Here is a 23,828-nt window from a genome sequence, read left to right as displayed (position 1 = left end):
GTAAAATAAGAATCTCTAATAACACTTTCCTCTTGAAACCATCTTGTTAATGAATACAAAAAAACCACCGTACGTGTTTCATCATTAAATTAATCAACTGGGATGCACTAAACTGAAGATTTTATCATTTTAAAGTACTCTTCAATATACATTATCTACCTCACAGATTACTCAACATTCAATGCTACAATAATTATGAGGTGATAACTTTGTTTATTTCTCCAATGCTATTGTACAAAACAGAGCAACCCTTCGAGGATGATGATTTTATAACTGAATTGAAGTTATCTAGACCTAATTATAAAAAACCTTAATAAATAAAGGAGAGTACATATTAGCCATGTATAATATGTACTCTCCTTTTTTCTTAAACTAACGCATCCGTCATAAAGAATTTATTGTAATTGAAATTTATGCCACTCTTTTTCTGGGATAACTCTGTTGAAATAATCGGTTGTTTGATTTTATTGCCTACAATTTTAAAGGTTATTATCTCTTCCATATATGGTGAAATATATGAACCTTGGAAACTTACTACTTGAACTTTAACGTTAAATATATCAATGTTTTCTTCATCTTGTTTTATTTCTAATATTTTCTCATTACCTCTAAACCAATCTGTCCCACTATCAAGCTAATTGGTTCCTGTAATAGCTTAATTAATGTTTTTTCCAACACGTCTTCAGGTATTTTCTGTAGCTTTTGAAGAATTGGGAGCTAAGAATACACTAAAGCATAAAATGATTAATAATAAAAATTTCTTTTTCATATAACTCACCTTAGTATTAGTTTTCCTTTACTAAGGTTATTTTATTTCTCTTGTTCAACTAAATTGCCCCGATTGTTCCATAAAGAAAAAATTTTCCTTTGTCAACGAAGGTATCCAGATTTTTTTAGTTCAGGATACAATCTACATTTCGTACCTTTTGATTTTTAGTAATAAGTTCTTCACGGTTATATTCCTTTGCAACCTCAATCATTTTTGATATAGATTGAATATGAATTTCGTATTTTGCTATATCCATATCCGAAAGACCGACAGCTAAATCTTTACACGGTTTCCCTCCATTACAGGTTAAACAAGGCGGTTCCTCAGCATGAGGACAATTACATTCAACCTTGCTCTACAGGAACCATATGGGTTCAACGGCTGTCAGCTTTTGATCTCTCCACAACATATCAAGTACATCTTCTGGAACTTCTTCCTTTTCGGATATTTCATACATCCTTCCGTTTAAGTCAAATGAAAAAACACCCTTATTTACAGCATTTTCGAAAGCTTCTCTTTTAGTTTCGTCTAACAAACGAGCATATCTCATTGTCATTTCGGCTGATGCGTGTGCCAGAAGCCCTTGGACAGTGAGAATATCTGTTCCACTGTTTAGCATCTTTACTGCATATGGTATGACGGAATTGATGATTTGTAAATTTGAATAAATCACCATTCTCATCCAATTGTTCAGCATCCTAGTATTGGTAATAGGGTTTTCCTTTTCTAGAACCGCGATATCTAACAAAAATATAACCATTGGGGTTATTATCCTGATTGCTTTTAAGTTTAGATTGTTCTGTTAGCACCGCCAACATATGCGCTAATTCATCATCAATAGGAATAGAATGCCCTATAACGTAGGTTTTCTCAATATCTGTAACTAATGAATAATATCCCATTTGTCTTTTTCCCATTCTTCACACATTTGAATATCGTAAAAGATCTTCGTACATCCTACTAAAAAAGTTGGCTATTGGAGTATTTTGTTCGTAAGTCATCCCGGTATCTTTTTGAGTAATGATACGTCTTGTACGTATCCCACTATTATTCAAATAGTTTATCCATTGTAGATTTGTTCTTTCTTTTTTTAAGTCTAGTAGTGATGCTATTTTGGGATATTTATCATTGACGAAATTTGCTAACCGCCTAACCATTGGAGCCCCTTTGAAGAAAAATGTTGTAAGTCTCCAATTGTCAGTTAATAGTTTCTTAAAAAAGACGCACTTGAGTTCAAGATTAAGGTTTGAATTAAAAACTATTAATATCTTTCAATACGAAAGCCTCCAGGAAAAAACAAAATCGTGAGGGCTATTTCGTTTTGGTTTCTTATTTTACATGATGCAATTCCGCTTGTTTTCCGGATGAAGAATTTGTGCCATCATTTTCTTTTGACTTCTTAGAAGAAAGATAAACTCCTGCGAAAATAATCAGCAGGCCAATAATTACATTAGGATTAATCGCTTCTCCAAGCAGGACATAGCCCCAAACCATAGCGGTTGCAGGAATAAGGTATGTAACCGATGCGGCTAACTCTGGGCTGCCATTTTTATTGATGTAGAAATAGATCAACTGGCCGAGCCCAGAGCCAAAGCACCCAAGACCGACTATGGCGAAAATCGTCAGCGGTTCCATCAACATCACTGGCTTAATCGGCTCTGTTATTAGCATCCCGATCAAACCGATAACGGCACCCGTGAGCAGCGTAAACGTCGTAATGACCAATATGCTGGTACTGGAAAGAAATCTTTTCGTAAAATGACCGGCAAAACCATAACAGATGGACGCTAGCAGCATTGTACCAATCCCGATGAATTCCTTTCCGAAAAGCTGACCGATTTGAAAATCCATCAATACTAGAATTCCGAAAAAACCAATTAGAATGCCTATCCATTGTCGGGCGGTTAGAACGTATGAAAAAATGATAAATCCGATGATCCCCGTCCAGATGGGAGTGGTTGCATTTAGAATCGATGCCGTGCTGCTGTTAATCTCCGTTTCACTTAAAGGTATTAATCCCCATGCTAATCCGCAATTGAAGATTCCGACAACGACCAGTGCTTTCCACGGCAATTTCCAGTTGATCTCCCTGCGCTTCCACCATAAAATGGGAAGCAGAATAACAGCACCCGCAAAACAGCGGAGAAACACAATGCCCCAAATGCCCGCTGGCGGGAGCATCCACTTCATAAAAACAAATGATAAACCCCATATCAAACTAAGGCCGATTAAAGCCCCGTATAATCGAAGCATGATGTTCCCCCTTCCTACTTTCCTATTATGACAAACATTGTTAGGGATTTCATATAAATTCTGTGCTATATAAGATGAACTTGAAATTTTTTCTGCTAAAATCGAAACATCACCCTATAAAGGCAAGATAAAGATGTCTTAAAGAACTAAAGAGGCTTGAGTTCATTAAAGAAGGCAAGCCAGTCTGCAGGCTTGCCTTCATCTGAAAAATGAAGTAAAAACGCAGCTTGTTATTTCGTTTCTTCCGCCTACCGTCCGTTTAAATTCTTTGCTAAAGTTTGGGATAATACCTTTTACTTCGAGTTTCCTCTTATACCCATAAGCTAATTCGATAGACCGGATTATGATATTGATAGTAGTCATAAGTACGTTTTACCTGCTCAAACATATTAAGTTTGTCGCCTAATAAATCAATTGTTACTATATTTTTACATTGGCATCAGAATTGACCATTATTTTCATATTAGCGATGACTACAGTTTCTCCGTTTTGTTTTTTTATTTCTTGGATGACTGTTACAACACCTTGATAGCCCTTTTCAAAAAGGTCAATCACCTTTAATTCTACATGTATCGTGTCCCCAATAAAGGTAGGGTTTGTAAATCGAACTTTCTCCAAACCATAAAATGCAACGACGATTCCTGGTTCAAATTGAAATAAGCCGGTTGCAGCGGAAAGTATAAGCATTCCGTGGGCTATCCTTTGCTTAAATTGTGTATTTGCTGCATACTCCTTATCAGTATGGAGGGGAAACCAGTCACCGCTAAATGCAGAAAACATTACTAGATCTGCTTCGGTTATAGTACGTCCTTTCGACACCCATGTTTCTCCGATTTCATATTGATGGAAATATTTATTAAACATTATTCCATTCTCCTTTTATTTAGGCTTAAATTAGTTGACGGAAAATTCAGACATTAAATGCTATAGACTATATAATTTAGTGATAGTTTTTAAAATCAACACCTATAAAAAAATGTTTTTCGAAGACGTACTATTCAATGTAAATAGCGTTTAAAGCTAGAAATCGAAATGTATTTTCCAATGCTCACGGGCAAATATTTAAACGATGGCAAACAAGCTGAATATACCAATTACAAAGAATACAGCAAGTGTCTTTATAATGGTAATAACAAAAATGTCTTTATATGCCTGGCGATGTGTGAGTCCAGTAACAGCTAGAAGAGTAATTATAGCCCCGTTATGTGGTAAAGTATCAAATCCACCTGCTGACATAGCAATGACACGATGTAAAACTTCCAACGGAATGTCAAAATGAGCAGCTGTTTGTATATACGTATCAGCCATTAGGCTCAACGTAATGCTCATTCCACCAGATCCTGAACCAGTAATGCCGCACAAAACATTTGTCATGATCGCCCCATTAATTAAAGGGTTCGAAAACATTCCAGTAAGATATTCTTGTATCACAGTAAAGCCGGGTAAAGCAGCAATCACACCCCCAAAACCATATTCGGTTGCCGTATTCATGGTTGCCAGCAATGCCCCACTAATCCCTATATTAATACTCGAATTGAAATTTAATTTGACAGCTTTTAAGTTTAATAAGACGGTTGCTATTATTCCGAGAATAAGAGCCACCTCTACAGACCAAACACCAATAACTTTAGACATATCAACATTTCCATAATCTTTTAACCCAATTGTTGCAAAATCAAAGCCTTTGGCATACCAAAGAGGAAAAGACTCAGTAAAGAACTTATTCATCACTCCAACTAACACCAACGGAATAAAAGCAAGCCAGTCTTTTCTACTTATAGCTTTTTCAGAATCCATTCCCAACTTCTTGGTCGTTTCCATCGATATAGCAGAACTAGCTGCCATTTCTGCTTCAGCAGCTTCCTTATCAATTGCTTTATCCCCAATTCCAAAATACCCTTCACCGTTTCTAGCTGCCTTATGTCGACAATGATTTAAGTATAAAAGGCTCAAGGAAATGATAAATATTGCCCCAATGATTCCTAATGTCGGTGCAGCATAGATGTCAGTTTTAAAGAATCCCGTTGGAATGACATTCTGAATTTGCGGAGAGCCTGGAAGTGAATCCATGGAAAAGGTAAAAGCACTAACTGCAATTGTCGCAGGAATTAAACGCTTTGGAATATTAGCTTCGCGAAACAGCTGAGCAGCAAATGGATAGATGGCAAATACTGCAACAAACAAACTAACTCCGCTATAAGTCAGGATTGAGCCCATTATCACAATGGCTAGAATGGCTTGTTTAGCACCGATAAAACGGACAATAATTTTAGCTATGCTCTTTGCAACACCGCTTATTTCAACCAATTTCCCAAAGATAGCACCTAGTAGAAAAACCGGGAAATATAATTTAACAAATTCAACCAACTTAACCATAAATATATTAGAGAAGAAAGGTAAAACATGTCCAGGATCCGTTAAAAATACAGCAAACAAAGCGCACAATGGTGCAAAAAGTATAACAGAAAATCCTCGATATGCTAGAAACATAAGCAATCCTAGTGAAATAATAATAATCATTACATCCAAATTGATTTCCCCCTTTTTCTTCAAAATATAATATGTTATCCTTTGTTGCTGGTTTGAATGCATTGCCCCAAGGCTTGGGCATCATCGTTCACTTTTCCAGTGAACATATAGTAAAGAGCTCTAATTAATTTCCCGAATAGATCCATTGTTTTTTTAAAAATAAAGTTATCCATTTAGTTTATTAACAAAAATTAGTTACTGCAGAATCTTCTTTTTTTCAAGGACTTGACTCAGGTTTTATCATGAGTGATTATTGATCAACGAAGTTCGGCTTTCTTTTATTAATAAAGGCTTCAACGCCTTCCTTAACGTCCTTTGTCTGAAAAACATGACCAAAATTTTCAGCTTCAATCACGAGTCCATCTTCAAGTGTTTGTTCATAACCATAATCAATAGAATGCTTTGCAAAAGTTAAAGATTGTAAAGAATAATTGCAAATACATTTTGCGATTTCCATTGCTTTTTTTATGGATTCCCCCTTTGGCACGACATGATTAACAAGCCCTATTTGTTTGGCCTCTTCCGCATTCAGTGGCTCACCTGTAAAGATCAATTCTTTTGCTTTTGCTTTACCTATCAGTCTAGGAAGTCTTTGAGTTCCCCCTGCCCCTGGAAACAAACCCAATTTAATTTCAGGAAGCCCAATCCTAATTTGTTCCTCCGCAATTCGAATGTCACAACTTAAGGCAAGTTCACATCCTCCACCTAATGCTAATCCGTTGATTGCAGCAATGGTTGGTCGAGATAGACGTTCAATTTTATTAAGTGGTTCCTGAAGCCAAAGTGATTTCCCCTTTCCTTCTTCGACTCCTTTTCCTATCCATCCTGGAAATTCTTTAATATCCCCACCAGCAACAAAAGCTCTTTCGCCTTCACCTGTAAGGATAATGACCTTAACCTTGTAATCGCTTTCAATTTCATCCGCCACAAGATTCAATTGTTCTATAACATCTGCGCTCAATGCATTAACAGGTGGATTATCAATAATAATCGTTGCAATATTACCCTGTTTTGACCATGAAACAACTTTATTTTTATTCTTCATCGGCTTTCCTCCTCAACCTTAAGTGTACTTGTGGGTTCCAGATATTCTTGCATTGTTGAAAACGTGCATCAGTTGGTAAAACCAGATATCTTGATAGAATCCTTTGTGGTTATGTGCATTTTTAAAACAAATTGAAATAATGTATTTAAAAAACCTTTTTATAGTAACTTTTTAAACCCTTGGGAAATTCCTTATTTATTCCATACCACTAAACTGTTTTCGAAGAATAAACTTTTGAACCTTACCGGATGGGGTACGTGGAATTTCATCCACAAATGTGACCTTTCTAGGTTTTTTGTAGCTAGCAAGATGTTCCTTACAGTAATTAATAACATCTTCTTCCGTAAGTTTGGCTCCTTCTTTTTTAACAATAACAGCACATACAGCCTCAATGTATTTCGGATCAGGAATACCAATTATAGAAACTTCCTTCACTTCCCCATGGCGATATAAGACATCTTCAATTTCCGCTGAGTAAATGTTTTCACCACCGCTTCGAATCATATCTTTTTTTCTGCCTGCAATTGATAGATACCCATCATGATCGAATTTTCCCATGTCTCCTGTTTTACACCACCCATTCACAAATGTTTCCATTGTGGCATCAGGTTTCCTCCAATAACCCTCAGAAACCGCTGGACTTTTAATTGCTATTTCACCAATTTCACCAACAGGCAAGGGCGTTCCATCCTCATCGATAATATTAATTTCAGTAAGTGGCATTGGTTTTCCAACGGTATGGCCTTTTGTAAAAGCATCCTGTGGTTCAAGCGAAGCCGCAATTGGTTGTCCTTCAGTTAACCCGTAAACTTGAACAACTCCAATTTGGGGAAACCTCTTTTTTAATTGTTCTAATGCCCATGGCATTAGCGGATCACCACCTGTATAAATAGTTTTTAAAAATTTTAGCTGATACTCTTCAATTTCAGGCAAATTTAGCATTTCATAAATCATAAAAGGGAATAGAAAAGCATCGGTCACATTTTCCTGTTCAATAACGGAAAGAATTCTTCCAATCTCGAATTCTTGGCTTTTTGTAATTATTACGCTTCCACCCATCATTAGAATGGGAAGTGCGATATCTTCCATCGCTCCAACATGGTATAGTGGTCCTGTCGTCATCGCAACTTCTCGCCCTGTAAATTTCCATTTCAGCGCTTGTATTGTGGAAAACCAGAAAGTTGTATCATGAGTCCAAATCGCACCTTTAGGTCTTCCCGTTGTGCCTGATGTGTACATCAGCATGACCGGATCGTTTAATTTAATGTTATCGACTTTGACTTCATCTACCGAACCACTTTCTAAAACACTCCATGACTCAGACCAACCTGGGATTGGGCCATTTCTATGAGGAAGACAAAAATAACGCTCAACGGAAACATGATTACAAACTGATTCCAGTTGTTTGGCTAAGTTCGAATGGAAGCACAATATTTTGGTCTGTGAATCATTTAATGCATACTCAAGCTCAGCACTTGATAGCCTGAAATTAAGTCGAACGGCAATTGCACCGATTTTCGCAATGGCAAAATATAGACTGAAATATTCGAGACAGTTGTAAAGTAAAATACCGACACGATCCCCTTTTCGAACTCCTAATTCGTAAAGCTTGTTTGCATACGCGTTTGATATATGGTGGAGATCCATGTACGTCATTGACTTTCCTACTTCTTCTTTTATTGCTATTTTTCTGGGATTTATTTGATTTAAATCATTCGCCATTTTTCTTGTGATAAAACCGACATCCAATGAAATTCCTCCTTTTCAATGTAAGCAGATTCAAAATACAGATATCGAAGCGCTAAATCCAATAATGTTCAAAGTAATTCTTACTAAACAGGGCCTCTGAAATGCCAGTAAATCGACCACTCGTCTTCGATTCCTTTCCTCCTTTCTTCTAATTTTGAATGCAAGATTCATTCCAAAACCGGAAACCCCCTATACTGACTTGCTTTTCTTAATTATCGAGGAATATCCAATTATTAATTTTCTGATTTTTTAGAAAAATACAAACAAAAAAACCAACAAAATTAGATCAGTTGATTTTTTCATTCATTAATTTTCATAATTTATATAAAATTTAATCTGTTCTATTGCCTTTTTCCTCCTTTAATGTGAACATATCTACACTAACACGGAATGTAAAATATAAATCCGGGATTTCGGAATGAATTCTGAAATCCCGGATTTATTTTTATTGGTCAGAAATCCGATATTTTTTTATTTTATCGTAAAGGGTAGAATTCCCTATTCCAAGAGCTTCCGCAACCCGTTTCTTATCAAACTTAAACCTCCTTAACACTCTTTCGATTGCCTTCTTTTCTGTTTCCTCCACAATATCCTTTAAACTTTCTTCTTTCATTTTAACCTTATGACTTTTTAGATAATCAGGTAAAGCATCTTTTTCCATTACCTCGTCATTTGATAGGTGAACACCTGCATCAATTACATTCTCTAGTTCTCTGATATTCCCTGGCCAGTTATATTGCTCTATTAATGAAAGCACCTCAGGATGTATGGAGGTTACTCTTTTCCCTATTCGAGCTGTGACTTTTTTAAAAAAATAATCTACAAGTAAAGGGATATCTTCAATTCTATCTCTTAAAGGAGGAACAAATAATTGGACAGCATTAATTCTATAAAATAGGTCTTCACGAAATAGCTTTTCTTCAACCAATTTTTCTAAAGGGCGATTTGTTGCAGCAATCACTCGAACATTTAGTTTTTTTGGATAAAGCGAACCTACAGGCTCAAATTCCTTCTCCTGAAGAACCCTTAATAACTTGACTTGCATTTGCTGAGGCATGTCACCAATTTCGTCAAGGAAAACAGTACCACCATCAGCAAATTGAAACTTTCCTATTTTACCTCCCTTGTTTGCCCCTGTAAAGGCACCTTCTTCATAACCGAAAAGTTCAGATTCTAACAAGTGTTCCGGAATTGAAGTACAATTTATTTTCACAAGTGGTTTTTCGCTTCTCCCACTTAACTGATGAATGCTATGTGCTATTATTTCCTTGCCTGTACCGCTTTCTCCTCTAATTAATACAGAGATATCACCTCTAGCTACCCTTTTCACACGTTCTTTTAACTGTTGTATTTCTTGTGAATTTCCAATTAAATTGTGTAAGGAATACTTTACTCCATTTGTAACATCTCTTTCATTTTTGTGAAAATTATGCTTTGTCAGTATCTCCTTAATGTGGCTATTCATTTTGTTCCAGTCATCAAGATCGCGAAACATTATTGTCCCCATCGCACCAATTATTTCCTCATTTTCGATGATAGGAATGCGATTAGCGATAACAAAATCACCACGAAGAAAATGTATATCAGCGATTTCCGATTTGCCTATTTGCACGACTAGGTGTAGCCTTGTATTTTCAATTATATTCGTCACATGCTCACCAATCACTGTACTGCGTTCAATATTTAAAAATTCACAATATTTATTGCTAATATATTGAATTTTCGCATGGCTATCGACAATTACAATTCCATAATATGTACTTTCAAACACCATATCTAATAGTTTATTATTGGATAATTGTCCAGTATTCATCATTAGTTCTCCTTTACCTAGAGTGCTTTACCATATAATACCACGCATTTTATTCAATAATCACTGCTAAATAAAGTGTTCATTAAAAGAACTCGGTGGAGTTTTATATGCCCTCTCTAGCGTAATCAAACGGATTATTTTTTCACTATAGAAGATTTATTTAGCACAAAAAAAAGCCTGGCAACCTTTTTATAGTTGCTAGACTTAAGTTCATTTTTAAGATCAACCCCAATATAAACAACAATTTAAACGGATTCGCAAGGTTCGTTCCTCCATGCCGATCATTTAATAGGCAGCCAGTTCCCGAAGTGCCTTTTCCACTTTTTCAGGATTCACCATGAAGGATTTCTCTAATGATGGTGAATATGGCATTGCTGGAACATCCGGACCCGCGAGTCTCATGATTGGGGCATCGAGATCGAAGAGGCAGTTTTCTGCAATGATCGCCGATACTTCACTAATGATGCTTCCTTCCTTATTATCTTCAGTAATCAATAGGACTTTTCCTGTTTTAGATGCAGCTTCGATAATGGCTTCTTGATCTAATGGATATACGGTTCGTAAATCAAGTATATGAACAGATATGCCATCACTGGCCAGCCTTTCAGCAGCCTGAAGCGCAAAATGAACACAAAGGCCGTAAGTAATCACTGTAACGTCTTCGCCTTCACGTTTTACATCCGCTTTACCTATGGGTAAAACATAATCATCATTCGGCACTTCTTCTTTAATAAGGCGATAAGCTCGTTTATGTTCAAAGAAAAGGACTGGGTCTTCATCGCGAATGGCTGCTTTCAATAACCCTTTCACGTCATAGGGTGTAGAGGGCATGACAATTTTAAGTCCCGGTTGATTGGCAAAAATGGCTTCAACGGATTGTGAATGGTATAACGCCCCATGTATACCCCCACCATATGGAGCTCTTATGACGATAGGGCAATGCCAGTCATTATTGGAGCGATAACGAATTTTTGCAGCTTCTGAAATGATTTGGTTGATTGCAGGCATGATAAAATCAGCGAATTGCATTTCCGCAATCGGCCTCATTCCATACATGGCCGCGCCGATGCCAACCCCTGCGATTGCAGATTCAGCAAGCGGAGTATCAATGACACGCTGTTCCCCGAATTGTTCGTATAACCCTGAAGTCGCTTTAAAAACGCCGCCTTTAATCCCTACATCCTCACCTAAGACAAATACACGGGAATCACGTTCCATTTCTTCCCGCATCGCCATTATCACGGCATCTATATAAGATATCACTGCCATCTTCTTTCCTCCTTACCTTTCTGCGTAAACGTATTTTGAGAGCGTGTCTTCATTCGCAAATGGAGCATTTTCCGCATAATCCGTCGCTTCGTTCACAACTTCCATTATTTCCGCGTTCAATTGTTTTTCCATTTGATCATCCATGATTCCTATTGCTTTTAAATAGGCACCAAAAGTAATGATCGAATCTATTTTTTTTGCCTCCAATACTTCATCAGGCGACCTGTATTGACTATCATCATCATCGCTTGAGTGTGGTGTAAGCCTGTATGAAACCGTCTCGATTAAGCTTGGGCCTTCACCGCGCCTTCCTCTCTCAGCCGCTTCTTTCACCACCCGGTAAACTTCAATCGGGTCATTTCCATCAACCGTCACCCCTGGCATGCCATAACCAATGGCCCGGTCCGACACTTTCCCGCAAGCCAATTGCTTTTCAATCGGGACGGAAATGGCATACTGATTATTCTCGCACATCAAGATAACCGGAAGTTTATGTACACCTGCGAAATTCGCTCCTTCATGGAAATCACCTTGGTTTGATGAACCCTCCCCAAATGTAACGAATGAAACAATATTTTTTCCTTCCATTTTTGCAGCGAGTGCAATCCCCACTGCATGTGGCACTTGAGTGGTAACTGGCGAAGATCCCGTAACGATGCGATTCTTTTTTTGCCCAAAATGCCCAGGCATTTGACGCCCGCCTGAATTTGGATCTTCAGCTTTTGCAAAACTTGATAACATCAAATCCCTGGCGGTCATCCCAAACGCGAGCACCACTCCGAGATCCCGATAATAAGGAAGGACATAATCCTTTTCACGATTCAACGCAAACGCTGCACCCACTTGAGCTGCTTCTTGCCCTTGACAAGAAATGACAAATGGAATTTTTCCAGATCTGTTCAACAGCCACATCCGTTCATCCATTCGTCTTGCCAACAACATCATTCTATACATCTCAAGCACCTGCTCATCACTCAGACCTGCCTGTAGATGACGGTTTTCAACCATATGTCATCATCCTCCTAATAATTAAAACTTTTCTCTGTTAAAACCAGAATGTTGTCCCCATGCTGGCACCTAATTTAAAAATGGTCTCTGTATCTCGAATTACTAATCTTTATAATTAGCTGTTTGTTTGCCTAGCAAACTTAAATCCTGTTATGTATATAAGGAAGAAAAATCTCTATTATGCAATACATGCTTGCCATTTAACACCCGTATATCCTCAAATCCGTTATCATCTAGTATTATTACCTGGTACTAACTCAATGCAATATTATCCTACCACTTTTCATCTCACATTTTCAAGTTAAATTCACTTTGTGTGGTTTGTTTTCACGGGAAAAACATTTCATTAACAAAATACGAATGGGTTTAACAGTTCAGGACTTGACTGAACTGTTAAACCCGTTTCCAATTATGCAGCAAAGTCTAGATAACCCCCGGGGTTTTGAAGTTGTTTTTTTGTTGACTAAGCGGATATATAGCTGTAAATTAAAATGATTCATAAAATTAAATGTTCGTAATGGAACAATTCAAAACAGAAAGAATGGTGAAGTTGAGTGGAGAATGAAAAACAATTAATGCGTTCCGTACAACTATTGCGTTCATTTTGGAACGTGCAGAAAAATATAATGAGATTCGTTCAAAAGACTGCCGCAGAAAATGGATTAACAGTTCCTCAATATTCCATTTTGATGACCATTACCCTTTACAAAGAGACCACTCAAAAAAATGTCGGGGAGAAAACATTTCTTCCAAAAAGCACCTTGAGCCAAGCGGTCGATGGTCTCGTTCGCGCAGGCATGCTCCATCGTGGGCATGTAGAGGGCAACCGGCGTGAGATTCAGTTGTCAATCACCGATCACGGGAAAAATTTATTAAAAACGATTCATTTTCACGAAGGAAGCATTCACCAAATCTTTCAAACGGCCATTGAAATGCTTTCCGAAGAACAGTTTGAAGAGTTACTAGAAACGCATCTTCAAATTACAAACTTTTTAGAGGCACAAGCAACCGAACAGGGAGAGTGTACAAAATGATAAAAATACTGAAAAATTTATCCGTTTATAAGTGGATTATTTCAGCCGTTATCGGTCTGGTTTTTATTCAATCGATGTCGGACCTCTTTTTGCCTACACTAATGGCTGATATTATTGACAAAGGCGTCGTTCGAGGAGACACTCCTTACATTTGGAAAATCGGTGGTTTGATGCTGTTGGTTTCCGCACTTGGCGCTTGTGCATCCATAATCGCAAGCTACTATTCGTCCAAAGCGGCAATGGGAATGGGACGCGATCTCCGCCTGAGAGTCTTTAATCATGTTGAAAAATTTTCGTTACAAGAATTTGATGAAGTCGGTACGGCGTCATTGATTACAAGGACGACCAATGATATAACACAAGTCCAGCAAGTGGTTATCATGATGCTCCGTATGGTTATCAGTGCACCTATCATGTTAATCGGCGGATTAATCATGGCTGTATCCATGGATGCAAAATTATCCCTTGTCATAGTTGTCACAATGCCTTTATTGATTGGGTCGATCTTGCTTATTCTATATAAAGGTGTGCCTCTCTTTCAAACCGTGCAAAAACGATTAGACCGGTTGAACCTTGTATTACGAGAAAATTTAACTGGTATTCGCGTCATTCGTGCCTTCAATCGTGAAACACAAGAGAAAGAACGTCTTAAGAAAGCGAATAAAGAATTAACGGATGTCTCGATCAAAGTCAATAAAATCATGGCCTTCATGATGCCTGTAATGATGCTTGTAATGAACTTGACGGTTGTTGGTATCATTTGGTTTGGTGGAGTTCGTATTGATAACGGCGGTATGCAGATCGGGGACTTAATGGCATTTATCCAATATGTTATGCAAATTATGTTCGCCCTCGTTATGGCATCCATGATGTTCGTTATGGTTCCACGAGCAGCCGTGTCGGCAACAAGGATAAACGAAGTCCTTGACATGAAACCTTCATTCCTGGATGAGGGGAAAGAAAAGGCAGATCGTGAACACGGTACACTTGAATTTGAACATGTGACGTTCAGTTACCCAGGAGCAGAAGAACATGCATTATCGGATATTAGTTTTTCTGCAAGTCCTGGTGAAATCACCGCAATCATCGGTGGAACAGGTTCAGGGAAAACGACGCTCGTCAATTTGATCCCCCGCTTCTATGATATTTCAAGTGGAACGATTCGCGTCAATGGTGTTGATATTCGTAAGTCATCACAAGATGAAGTTCGTTCAAAAATTGGCTTTGTACCACAAAAGGCCTTCCTCTTTACAGGTACTATCGCTGAAAACATTCGCTTTGGAAAACAAACAGCCACACAAAATGAAGTTGAACATGCGGCTCGGATCGCGCAAGCGGAAGACTTTATCAGCAACATGAAAGACGGCTATGAGGCAGAAATCGATCAAGGCGGTTCAAACCTATCAGGAGGGCAAAAACAACGGCTTTCGATTGCACGGGCACTAATTCGGAAACCGGATATTTATATATTCGATGATAGTTTTTCTGCACTTGACTTCAAGACGGATGCCAACCTTCGCGCAGCCCTGAAAGATGAAACGGAAAATTCGACGGTATTACTCGTTGCACAGCGTGTCAGTACGGTCTTGGACGCTGACCGAATCATCGTGTTAGACGAAGGTAAAATTGTAGGTATGGGAACACACCAAGAGTTGCTAAGTACAAACGACATATACCGTGAAATCGCCTTATCACAGCTCACAGAGGAGGAAATTGCATGAGTAATCAAAAAAAACCTCAAGGCGGCGGTCAGGTTGGGCATGGTCCTGGTGGCGGTAACATGATGATGATGGGTCAAAAGGCAAAAGATTTTAAAGGAACACTAAGACGCCTCTTGACCTATTTAAAACCGCGGCGCAACAAATTGATTTCCGTGTTCTTCGCTGCAATCATGAGTACGATTTTTATGATTGTTGGACCAAAGATCATGGGAAATGCAATTACAGAATTATTCGAAGGAGCTTACGGGAAATTCCAGGGAATACCAGGAGCAGCTATTAACTTTGATAAAATTGGCCAGATCCTTCTACTGCTTGCCGGACTTTATGCTTTAAGCAGCCTTTTCAACTATGTACAGCAATACATTATGTCAAGTGTTGCACAAGACACGGTATATGATCTTCGAGAAGATGTGAAAGACAAGCTCGAGAAACTTCCACTCAAATATTTTGAAGGACATCCAAACGGAGAAACACTTAGCCGAATGACCAATGATATTGATACGATCGGAAGCACCCTTCAGCAAAGCTTAACGCAGTTCATCACTTCGATCGTAACGATTTTGGGGATTATCATCATGATGCTTTCGATTAGCCCGTTATTGACATTAATCTCGATAGTCAGCTTACCTTTGTCAATATTTGCAATCCGGCCTATTTTAAAAAGATCCCAAAAACATTTCGCCGATCAACAGCGTACACTCGGACAATTAAATGGGCACATTGAAGAAATGTATACTGGCCATCAAGTCGTTAAAGCATTCGGACATGAAAAAAAGGCGAGTGCCCAGTTTTCTGCGGTTAATGAAGAATTGTATAAAGCGGGAAGCAAAGCCCAGTTTATATCGGGTATCATCATGCCCATAATGTTCTTTATCGGAAATTTGAGTTATGTCCTCATCAGCGTTGTCGGCGGAATATTGGTAACGCAACGTTCGATTTCAATTGGTGATATTCAAGCATTCATCACATATTCAAAACAGTTCACCCAGCCCATCACACAAACGGCTAACATCGCCAACATTATTCAGTCGACGGTTGCAGCCGCTGAGCGTGTCTTTGAGCTACTTGATGAAGAAGAGGAAATGAAAGAAAAAACCACAGCTAATATAAAGAGAGCAAATGGTGCTGTCACTTTTGAACATGTAGACTTTGGATATGGGAAAGAAATGTTAATTGAAGATATGAACATCGATGTCTTGCCTGGACAGACGGTCGCAATTGTTGGACCGACTGGTGCTGGAAAAACGACTATGATAAATCTCTTGATGAGATTTTATGAACTCAATGGCGGAAAGATTAATATTGATGGTCTTGATACACGGAATATGTCACGGAATGATCTTCGAAAGAATTTTGGTATGGTACTTCAAGATACCTGGCTCTTTAATGGTACGATTAAAGAAAATATCGCTTATGGCAAAAATGGAGCCACTGATGAAGAAATTTTTGCAGCTGCTCGCACGGCACATGCCGAACATTTCATTCGTACACTGCCAGATGGTTATGAGACAATCTTAAACGAAGAAGCTTCGAACATCTCACAAGGACAAAAGCAGCTTTTGACAATCGCCCGAGCTGTTCTAGCAGATCCACCAATCATGATATTGGATGAAGCTACGTCTAGTGTGGACACTCGGACCGAAGTCTTTATCCAAAAGGCCATGAACCGTTTGATGGAAGGACGAACTAGCTTTGTCATTGCCCATCGTCTCTCAACGATTAAGGATGCAGATTTGATTCTAGTTATGGATCAAGGAAAAGTGATAGAGAAAGGAACGCATTCAGAACTTTTAAGGGTGAATGGTTTCTATGCAGAGTTATACAATAGTCAGTTCACTGAAAATGTAGCTGGATAACAAGAAAGAGGCTCAATTTCCAATCGAAATCGAGCCTCTTTTTATAATTTTGAACAACTCCATCGATGCTTACAACACAAAAATTATCCAAGTTAATCTCCAAAACGTGTTTTAGGTGTCCGATTAAAGTGGCGACTTCTTATAATTATGAGAAAGCCACCCACGTATGTTGTGAATTTTTTGTTCCAGTCATAAAGGCATTACCTAACAAATAATTTAACAAGCTGTTGCTCCAGTAAGTGCACCACAAAGAAGTGTGCATGCTGGATATCCTCCTGGAACTGCAATTAATGCTAAGCATCCCAAAGCACACGAGCCACTGGTTGCTAAGTTACAAATCACTTTCCACCAGTAACTTCCTTTTTTAATTGCAAAAGGTTGTATATGAGAGCCATCTTCAGCATTTACTATTTTATTATCAACTACATTATTTTCAAGTAAAACTTGTCCAGTTTCACCATCATATTCAGTTAAAACTAACCCAGTTGAGTCATCGTTTTCTTCTACCGTAGTAAATGAAAAAACTTCATGTGTCTTTGCATCAAGGATAGCCAAAATTCCTGTATGTTCTTTTTTATCAATTTTGGACTGAATTACCACAATATCATTAGAAAAATCTTTACTAGATATTAATTCGAATTTTTCAACCTTTATGTTTTTCTTTACTAACTTTCCTGATAAAGTAAATTCTTTAAAGCTATTATTATTTTCAACTGCTTGTACATATTTTTTTGCATCTTTTCCTGTCAAGATTTCTCCTACATTGTTATCAGAACTCTTATCGTTCTCAATTTCTTTTGCATTAACGCTGTTTAGTGAAAATGAAATTGTAACAAACATAATCATAGCCACTATAAATATTTTTCTAAATTTCAACATGCTAGTTTTTGAGATTCCCATAAATATTTCCTCCTTTAAAAGGACTAAAATACTACTTAAGTACTAAACTCTCCTCCTTTTTTTACGTTTTGTTACGAAACTACCATTACTATTTAACCTTAACATGTAAAATAATAGAAATGTATTGAGAGATTTATTTTTATTTATTTATTGTCTAAATTTGTGAACATTGTTCACACAAAGTAAAGATATCTTTACTTTATATTTTATTCGTGTTATAAATGTAAAGATATCTTTACTTTTTTAATTGTAGGTGGTGGTGACAATGTCGGTTAAAAATAATATTCGAAAAATCAGGAAAGAAAAGGGAATTAAACAGGTGAAAATGGCAGAAGATTTACTAGTAACACGACAAACATTTACTGCGATAGAAAATAATAAGTATAATCCGAGTCTTGAATTGGCTCTTAAAATTGTGAAATATTTTAATTTACGGACTGAAGAAGTTTTTAAATTGGAGGAGGAGAAGGAGAATGAAAAGTAAAAAAAGAAAATGGACGTTGGCTTATGGTGGAATTGCTCTTTTGATAGGTATAATACTAGCTCAAACTTTTACTTATATTACAAAAGTTGATTTCTCTACAGCTTCTATATTAGGGGTATTACCTGTAACTATCGTATTGATTATTATTAATTTAATTCAAGTAAAACGTAAAAAAGATGAAACTCCTGAACTAGATGAACGAACTGTCAATAATATGTTTAAGTTCTACATATATTCATCACATATCTTTTTAGGGTTACTTTTTATTTCACTAGCTATTATTACATTTATGGATATCAGAAATGTTTCAACATCCCATTTATGGATAATTATACTTGCATATATGTGTTGTAGTGGTATAGGTGCCTTAATAGTGAAACGTCAATAAGAGGATTAGCATTTTTTTATTTGTTTATTTATAAGAAAGAGATCTTAGGGTAGCGATAACTTCAGGAAAAGGAACATTTTTAGGATTTTTCATCATGTATTTAGTTGTTAAACTCCTACAAAGTAAGGATACAGTGTAACTATTAACAGACCCAAGATCTCTTACTCGAACTTGAAAATTCTCCATCCTCAGAAGTGAAATACTTCACGTAATTTACATTACACCCAGGGCATATATAAACTACTCCACTCCCCTTTGGATCCCATTCACCAGCCAAGTGGTTCAATTGTTCTGGCTGACCCACTTTCAAAAACTGATGTAGGAATAAGCAAAGCAGCAAACAATCCTAGCTCCCTTCTTAAAATTCCCCTTAATCATGTACTCACATCCCCCTTTTTATTTCTATTTTTACATAATATGAGAAAAACTAAAAAGGGGGGTGACATCTAACTTTACATATCTTTCTCATTTTTAGAAACACAAATGTAAATTAGCTAAGCTTCTTTACTAATGCTCCAATTAGTCATCAGGGGGAATAACTTATTACCCTTTAATACCCCCTTTTATTTCCCTTTTTCACAAATTCCCAATCTACCTCAATATTTTTTCTGACCCTTTGAAGTAGATGAAGCATCGCTTCCGTTTCTTCAAAAGAAAATCCAGATAATGCAACCTTGTCGGTATACTCTCCTTCTTTTTTCAAAAAGGGATAGACCTTTTCACCTTTATCAGTTGCATATAACTTTTTAATTTTTTTGTTTTCCTTATCATTTTTCTTTTCAATAAAACCTTGTATTTCAAGTTTTTTAATGGCACGAGCTGCTGTCGTTCGGTCAACCTTTATCATTTCTGCTAACTTTTCTTGAATGATTCCTGGATTTTCACATATTCGAACAAGATACAAATACTGCCCTTTTGTAAGGTCAAATTCTTTAAATTCGATATTACTTATAGAGTCCAATGCCCTTGCTATCATTCCAATTTCACGGAGTATTTCCTTCATTCAAAAAGCCCCTGACTTTTTTGTTGTATTTACAACAAAAATAATTTCATTTATACTAAAAAAGGATATACATTTATTATGACTTGTCTTTTAAAATAAATCTAGAAAAGGGATGAAGAACATTGGATTCAAAGAGAATAACTACAGAAAATGATTTAAAAATAGCCTTTCATATCAGAAAAGAAGTATTTGTCGAGGAACAAGGTTTCCCATTAGAAAGTGAATTTGATGAATTTGATACACTTAATGCTCTTTCTGAACACATATTAGTCTATTATAATGAAAAACCAGTCGGAACTGGAAGGTTAAGAATTGTTGATGGTTTAGGTAAATTGGAGAGAATTTGCATCTTAGAGCCTTACCGTAAATTTGGTCTTGGAAAAATAATAATAAAAACGTTGGAAGAAATTGCAATGGAAAAGGAATTATCCCAGGTTAAATTACATGGTCAAACACAGGCAGAGGGTTTTTATAAAAAACTCGGTTATCAGACTTCATCCGATGTCTTTATGGAAGATGGCGGTCCACACCTTTTAATGATAAAAGAATTAATGAATGAATAAGTGTGTAATGTGAGTAAAAAAATATTAACCTTTATTTGATGGGGATCATACTATTAACCCTTGGTTGTTCTTCGATGTTTGATGACTTCTTTAAAACTCACTTTCTAATTTGTCTTAGCTAGATTAGTATTTGCTTGTTCTAGCTTTTGTGGATTTCTCACATATTTTAGAATTACAAAAGATAAAATAACCCCAGGAATGATTGTTAAATAGAAAGCGATATGCCAGTCAAATTTTTTTGCTGACGCAACGATTACAAGTGGAACTAATAAGCTTCCGAATACGATACCCAGTATTCATTGTGAATCCTGTGTGCAGCAAAGGTTCTGCGTCTTTCAGAGTCATTGGCAGTGATATTTGGAGAGGACAATTCTTTTAAATACCAACATTGGGCAATAGGAATAAAAACAAGCCCTTTATAACTTGTATAAAGGGCTTGTTTATTTATTACATAACGGGTGCTTTTTCATGAACAAGCGGGTGAAGGGCCTGAGTTTCATCAATGTAAACAAAAGCATCATATCTATCTGACATTACAGAAGGTACATAGTTTCCATATTGTTCATATTCCGGTCTGTATACAACTCCAATCGCCCGATGTCCAATCCTGTCTTGGAATAGCTGACGATTTTCATCGGTGAAAATGAGCAACTTATCATACGCCCCCGAAAGGTGCATTGCCTCCTCCCAACTTCCATTCATTGCCGGGGGTACTGTTTTTATTTCGAAATCCATGCCCCATTCATCTGCCGCAATAACAGTTCCCCTGTAGGTTCCGAAACCTGTGATAAATACATCTTCAGGTGGGTTTTGTTCACGAATGACCTGGCCGACGTTAATCATCCCGGCATCTCTCATATCTGTAGCGCTGGCATCGCCAACATGGGTATTATGTTCCCATACAATCGCCTTGCCTTCAGAACCGTAAAAATCCATAATTTCATTAAGTGCATCCACCATATGCATATCTCGAATATTCCATGATCTATCATCATGAACCACCATCGTCCTGTAATAATTTTCTGCATTATATGCTACCAATGCATTCACTTGAAGGTTCAAATTCAATTCTTCGTGATGAGGGTATTTTTCTTTTTTTCGCTGAATAGTTGTCAGTAATTTGGCTACTTCCTCTATACAGTCTTCCGAAAAAATGCCTGCAGAAACTGCGTACTCTTCGTTATTCCGATTGAATGGCTCAAAACAGGTGAACGCCTGTCTGGCAGCTTCGAGGTCAGGTGAATCAATTTGTTTTAAATAATGGATGACTTCATCCATGGATTCCCAAAGACTATAGATATCTATCCCATAAAATCCAACTTTCGTTTGATTTTGTCCAGACTCATTGTATTCTTTCATCCATTCAATCAGGTCGATCATTTCCTCGTTTGCCCACATCCAGGTCGGCCAGCGGTCAAAACTTTTCAACACATCTTTTGCAGATTTAGTCACTAGGTCATAGCCTTTAACATACCTATTAATTGCCTGGCATGCGGGCCAATCGCCTTCAACGGCTACAAAAGTGAACCCTTTTTCTTGAATCAGTTTTTTTGTTATTTCAACTCGGGCCGTGTAAAATTCGGATGTTCCATGTGATGCCTCACCCAGCAAAACAAATTTTGAATTATTAACTTGTTGAACGAGCTTATCCCAATCTGCTTCACTGGTAAGCTTGACTGATTGTTCGATTATTGACTGAACCAGATTATGATGCACTGTTTTTCCTCCTTGTTCTTTTAAGCACATTATCGTTTGTATTCAGCATTATAAGAATTTGAACCTGCGTGTACAGACAGTAAAGTATCAGCGTATCCCACTAGACGATTTATAAGTTCATCACAAATAGAGTAAACCAGCTGAAAATTTTCTTCCTCAAATAGAATAGGGTCATCCAGAATGACCGTCGTATTAATGAACATATCTTTGTTTCCATATAGATTGTAGTGCACTATAGCCTTTCCAGCAGCTCCTCCAGTAACTGGATCATTAAAGCCAGGAATGAAAACAAACCATTCTTCAGCCGTAGCAGACCTGAAGTTTTTTGTGAAAGACATTCGCTCCGTTACCGTCATGATCTTTTTTAACTCTTCCGGATTCATATCCTTGATCTTGTTCATTCCATTGCCACCTTAACACCATGTTAATAATCTTCCGTTTTATATTTTCCTTAAGTGACCCATCCTATAAATATTATTATGAAATGAAGAACTTCTCCGTAAAAAAGCAAGCCTGAACCCCTAGATTGGAAATTATGCTTGCATTGAACACGGACACAGCAAAAAGTGTCATTATGATGCATTAAATAAACTTTTATTAAATGCCGATAATCATGGAACTGCTGCATACAAAAATTATTATTGGGGTATCAAAAGAGGGAAGATAAATTCCCGGATTGGTTGGACTGGTCTGGAGTGGAGGAGATGCACATGGAAAAGATGAATCGGGGAATTTTAACTGTGCTGTCGGCGATCGGCATTGCGCAAGGACTGAAAATTTTAACGCATAATAAGCTGACGGGAAAGTGGGACTTGAAGCAGGCTTTCACAACAGGTGGCATGCCTAGTTCTCACTCTGCCGGTGTGGCCGCACTGGCATCCTATGTGGCTGCGAATAAAGGCTGGCTGCATACGGAAACAGCGCTTGCGACTGTGTTTGGCGTGCTTGTGATGTATGATGCTCAGGGGATTCGGCGCCATACTGGCGAAATTGCTAAGCTTGTGAATGATCTTGAAGATAATATGGCTAAATTTTCGGGTGAGTTTCCGAGCTTTGAGTATGTAGAGCGTGAGAAAGAACTGAATGAACTGCTCGGACATCAGCCTGTGGAAGTGGGAGCAGGTGCGTTGCTTGGAGGGGTACTTGGGCTTATTTCGGCTAAAATGGAGGATGGCAAGCCCTCCAAAACGAAACGGCTGAAAACGTTGGGCAAGCCAAGATATTCTAGATCTTGAAGTAAGGTAAGCAAAGAACAATGTAAGGAAGAATCTAAAAAAAGATCATTCAAGATTTATAAATCCCCAACATATATAGACATTTTTAACATGAAAATATCTAAAAAAACCATCTCAGTAAGGTGTTTTCATAGTCATACATCCGGAAAAATGTACATTCACGAATACTGTTTTGATCATATTTAATAAAAAATATGTCTAGGTTTTTAACATAGACATAACTAATAATTTATTCTGCTTTACGAATAGTGGTGTCAACTTAGCTTCATAGGTGTACTATTGATATTTATTAAAGTGACGCTGTTTCTTCAACTAAGATTAACTTTAGTTGAAGAAGCAATATAAAAGGATCTCTAAATTAAAGATCCTTTCAGACTGTAGACAAACTCGATGAAAATCGAGTTTGTCTATTTTTATGGCTTGTACAATTTGGACGTTGATTTCCACTCCAGGCACTCGCTTTCCGCGGGCGGTCGGGGAGCCTCCTCGGCTT

The 23,828-nt window shown here is 37.4% G+C and carries 20 protein-coding genes and 1 pseudogene; 7 read left to right on the top strand and 14 right to left on the bottom strand.

What is annotated here, in order from left to right; all coding sequences use genetic code 11:
• Positions 1-367: 367 nt before the first annotated feature.
• The 10 genes and pseudogenes from Q8G36_RS29485 to Q8G36_RS27450 form a co-directional block, all read right to left on the bottom strand.
• Positions 368-586, bottom strand: a complete 219-nt coding sequence (locus tag Q8G36_RS29485) for a hypothetical protein (protein WP_423806877.1) — start codon at positions 584-586, stop codon at positions 368-370.
• A gap of 307 nt (positions 587-893) precedes the next feature.
• Positions 894-1,668, bottom strand: a pseudogene (locus Q8G36_RS29480) (tyrosine-type recombinase/integrase); the annotation flags it as partial.
• Between the two features lie 430 nt (positions 1,669-2,098).
• Entirely contained in the window at positions 2,099-3,022 is a 924-nt protein-coding gene (locus Q8G36_RS27485) for a DMT family transporter (RefSeq protein ID WP_305162936.1), read from the bottom strand.
• A gap of 420 nt (positions 3,023-3,442) precedes the next feature.
• On the bottom strand, positions 3,443-3,886 hold the full coding sequence (locus Q8G36_RS27480) for a MaoC/PaaZ C-terminal domain-containing protein (protein ID WP_370694138.1): 444 nt from the start codon (positions 3,884-3,886) through the stop codon (positions 3,443-3,445).
• A gap of 198 nt (positions 3,887-4,084) precedes the next feature.
• Entirely contained in the window at positions 4,085-5,551 is a 1,467-nt protein-coding gene (locus Q8G36_RS27475; protein ID WP_305162937.1) for a GntP family permease, read from the bottom strand.
• A gap of 250 nt (positions 5,552-5,801) precedes the next feature.
• Positions 5,802-6,596, bottom strand: a complete 795-nt coding sequence (locus Q8G36_RS27470; protein ID WP_305162938.1) for an enoyl-CoA hydratase/isomerase family protein — start codon at positions 6,594-6,596, stop codon at positions 5,802-5,804.
• A gap of 195 nt (positions 6,597-6,791) precedes the next feature.
• Positions 6,792-8,345 (bottom strand): acyl-CoA synthetase, encoded by a 1,554-nt coding sequence (locus tag Q8G36_RS27465; protein WP_305162939.1) that lies wholly within the window; start codon positions 8,343-8,345, stop codon positions 6,792-6,794.
• 445 nt (positions 8,346-8,790) lie between these two features.
• Positions 8,791-10,161 carry a sigma-54 interaction domain-containing protein gene (locus Q8G36_RS27460; protein ID WP_370694139.1) on the bottom strand — a complete coding sequence of 457 codons (1,371 nt, stop codon included), beginning with the start codon at positions 10,159-10,161 and terminating at the stop codon, positions 8,791-8,793.
• Positions 10,162-10,443: 282 nt separating this feature from the next.
• Positions 10,444-11,427, bottom strand: coding sequence for an alpha-ketoacid dehydrogenase subunit beta (locus tag Q8G36_RS27455; protein WP_305162941.1), 984 nt, complete (start codon positions 11,425-11,427; stop codon positions 10,444-10,446).
• Positions 11,428-11,439: 12 nt separating this feature from the next.
• On the bottom strand, positions 11,440-12,435 hold the full coding sequence (locus Q8G36_RS27450; RefSeq protein WP_305162942.1) for a thiamine pyrophosphate-dependent dehydrogenase E1 component subunit alpha: 996 nt from the start codon (positions 12,433-12,435) through the stop codon (positions 11,440-11,442).
• A gap of 554 nt (positions 12,436-12,989) precedes the next feature.
• On the opposite strand from Q8G36_RS27450, the gene Q8G36_RS27445 reads away from it, so the two are divergent.
• From Q8G36_RS27445 to Q8G36_RS27435, 3 genes are read left to right on the top strand one after another with little or no spacing between them, the layout of a single operon-like run.
• Entirely contained in the window at positions 12,990-13,469 is a 480-nt protein-coding gene (locus tag Q8G36_RS27445) for a MarR family winged helix-turn-helix transcriptional regulator (protein WP_305162943.1), read from the top strand.
• Positions 13,466-15,190 carry an ABC transporter ATP-binding protein gene (locus Q8G36_RS27440; protein WP_305162944.1) on the top strand — a complete coding sequence of 575 codons (1,725 nt, stop codon included), beginning with the start codon at positions 13,466-13,468 and terminating at the stop codon, positions 15,188-15,190. The genes Q8G36_RS27445 and Q8G36_RS27440 overlap by 4 nt, the downstream gene beginning before the upstream one ends.
• Entirely contained in the window at positions 15,187-17,046 is a 1,860-nt protein-coding gene (locus tag Q8G36_RS27435; RefSeq protein ID WP_305162945.1) for an ABC transporter ATP-binding protein, read from the top strand. Before Q8G36_RS27440 ends, Q8G36_RS27435 begins: the two co-directional genes overlap by 4 nt.
• 216 nt (positions 17,047-17,262) lie before the next feature.
• Here Q8G36_RS27435 and Q8G36_RS27430 read toward each other — a convergent pair whose 3' ends face one another.
• On the bottom strand, positions 17,263-17,946 hold the full coding sequence (locus Q8G36_RS27430; RefSeq protein WP_305162946.1) for a hypothetical protein: 684 nt from the start codon (positions 17,944-17,946) through the stop codon (positions 17,263-17,265).
• A gap of 265 nt (positions 17,947-18,211) precedes the next feature.
• Between Q8G36_RS27430 and Q8G36_RS27425 the strand changes: the two genes are divergently transcribed.
• A complete protein-coding gene (locus Q8G36_RS27425) occupies positions 18,212-18,430 on the top strand; it encodes a helix-turn-helix transcriptional regulator (RefSeq protein WP_305162947.1) in 219 nt (72 codons plus the stop codon).
• Positions 18,420-18,818, top strand: coding sequence for a YwiC-like family protein (locus Q8G36_RS27420; RefSeq protein ID WP_305162948.1), 399 nt, complete (start codon positions 18,420-18,422; stop codon positions 18,816-18,818). The genes Q8G36_RS27425 and Q8G36_RS27420 overlap by 11 nt, the downstream gene beginning before the upstream one ends.
• A gap of 550 nt (positions 18,819-19,368) precedes the next feature.
• Here the strand turns inward: Q8G36_RS27420 and Q8G36_RS27415 are convergent.
• Positions 19,369-19,821 carry a MarR family winged helix-turn-helix transcriptional regulator gene (locus tag Q8G36_RS27415; protein WP_305162949.1) on the bottom strand — a complete coding sequence of 151 codons (453 nt, stop codon included), beginning with the start codon at positions 19,819-19,821 and terminating at the stop codon, positions 19,369-19,371.
• 122 nt (positions 19,822-19,943) lie between these two features.
• On the opposite strand from Q8G36_RS27415, the gene Q8G36_RS27410 reads away from it, so the two are divergent.
• Positions 19,944-20,384, top strand: coding sequence for a GNAT family N-acetyltransferase (locus Q8G36_RS27410; RefSeq protein WP_305162950.1), 441 nt, complete (start codon positions 19,944-19,946; stop codon positions 20,382-20,384).
• A 447-nt stretch (positions 20,385-20,831) separates the two neighbouring features.
• Here the strand turns inward: Q8G36_RS27410 and Q8G36_RS27405 are convergent, their stop codons facing one another.
• Both Q8G36_RS27405 and Q8G36_RS27400 read right to left on the bottom strand, forming a co-directional pair.
• Complete coding sequence (locus tag Q8G36_RS27405) at positions 20,832-22,100, bottom strand: erythromycin esterase family protein (protein WP_305162951.1); 1,269 nt, start codon at positions 22,098-22,100, stop codon at positions 20,832-20,834.
• Positions 22,101-22,129: 29 nt separating this feature from the next.
• Positions 22,130-22,501 carry a hypothetical protein gene (locus Q8G36_RS27400; protein WP_370694140.1) on the bottom strand — a complete coding sequence of 124 codons (372 nt, stop codon included), beginning with the start codon at positions 22,499-22,501 and terminating at the stop codon, positions 22,130-22,132.
• Positions 22,502-22,810: 309 nt separating this feature from the next.
• Here Q8G36_RS27400 and Q8G36_RS27395 point away from each other — a divergent pair, with 309 nt between their 5' ends.
• Positions 22,811-23,335 carry a divergent PAP2 family protein gene (locus Q8G36_RS27395; protein WP_305162954.1) on the top strand — a complete coding sequence of 175 codons (525 nt, stop codon included), beginning with the start codon at positions 22,811-22,813 and terminating at the stop codon, positions 23,333-23,335.
• The last annotated feature ends 493 nt before the right edge of the window (positions 23,336-23,828 follow it).

Source organism: Peribacillus frigoritolerans (genome assembly GCF_030676415.1).
Lineage (GTDB): Bacteria > Bacillota > Bacilli > Bacillales > DSM-1321 > Peribacillus > Peribacillus frigoritolerans_A.
This window is presented reverse-complemented; position numbering and strand designations above follow the sequence as displayed.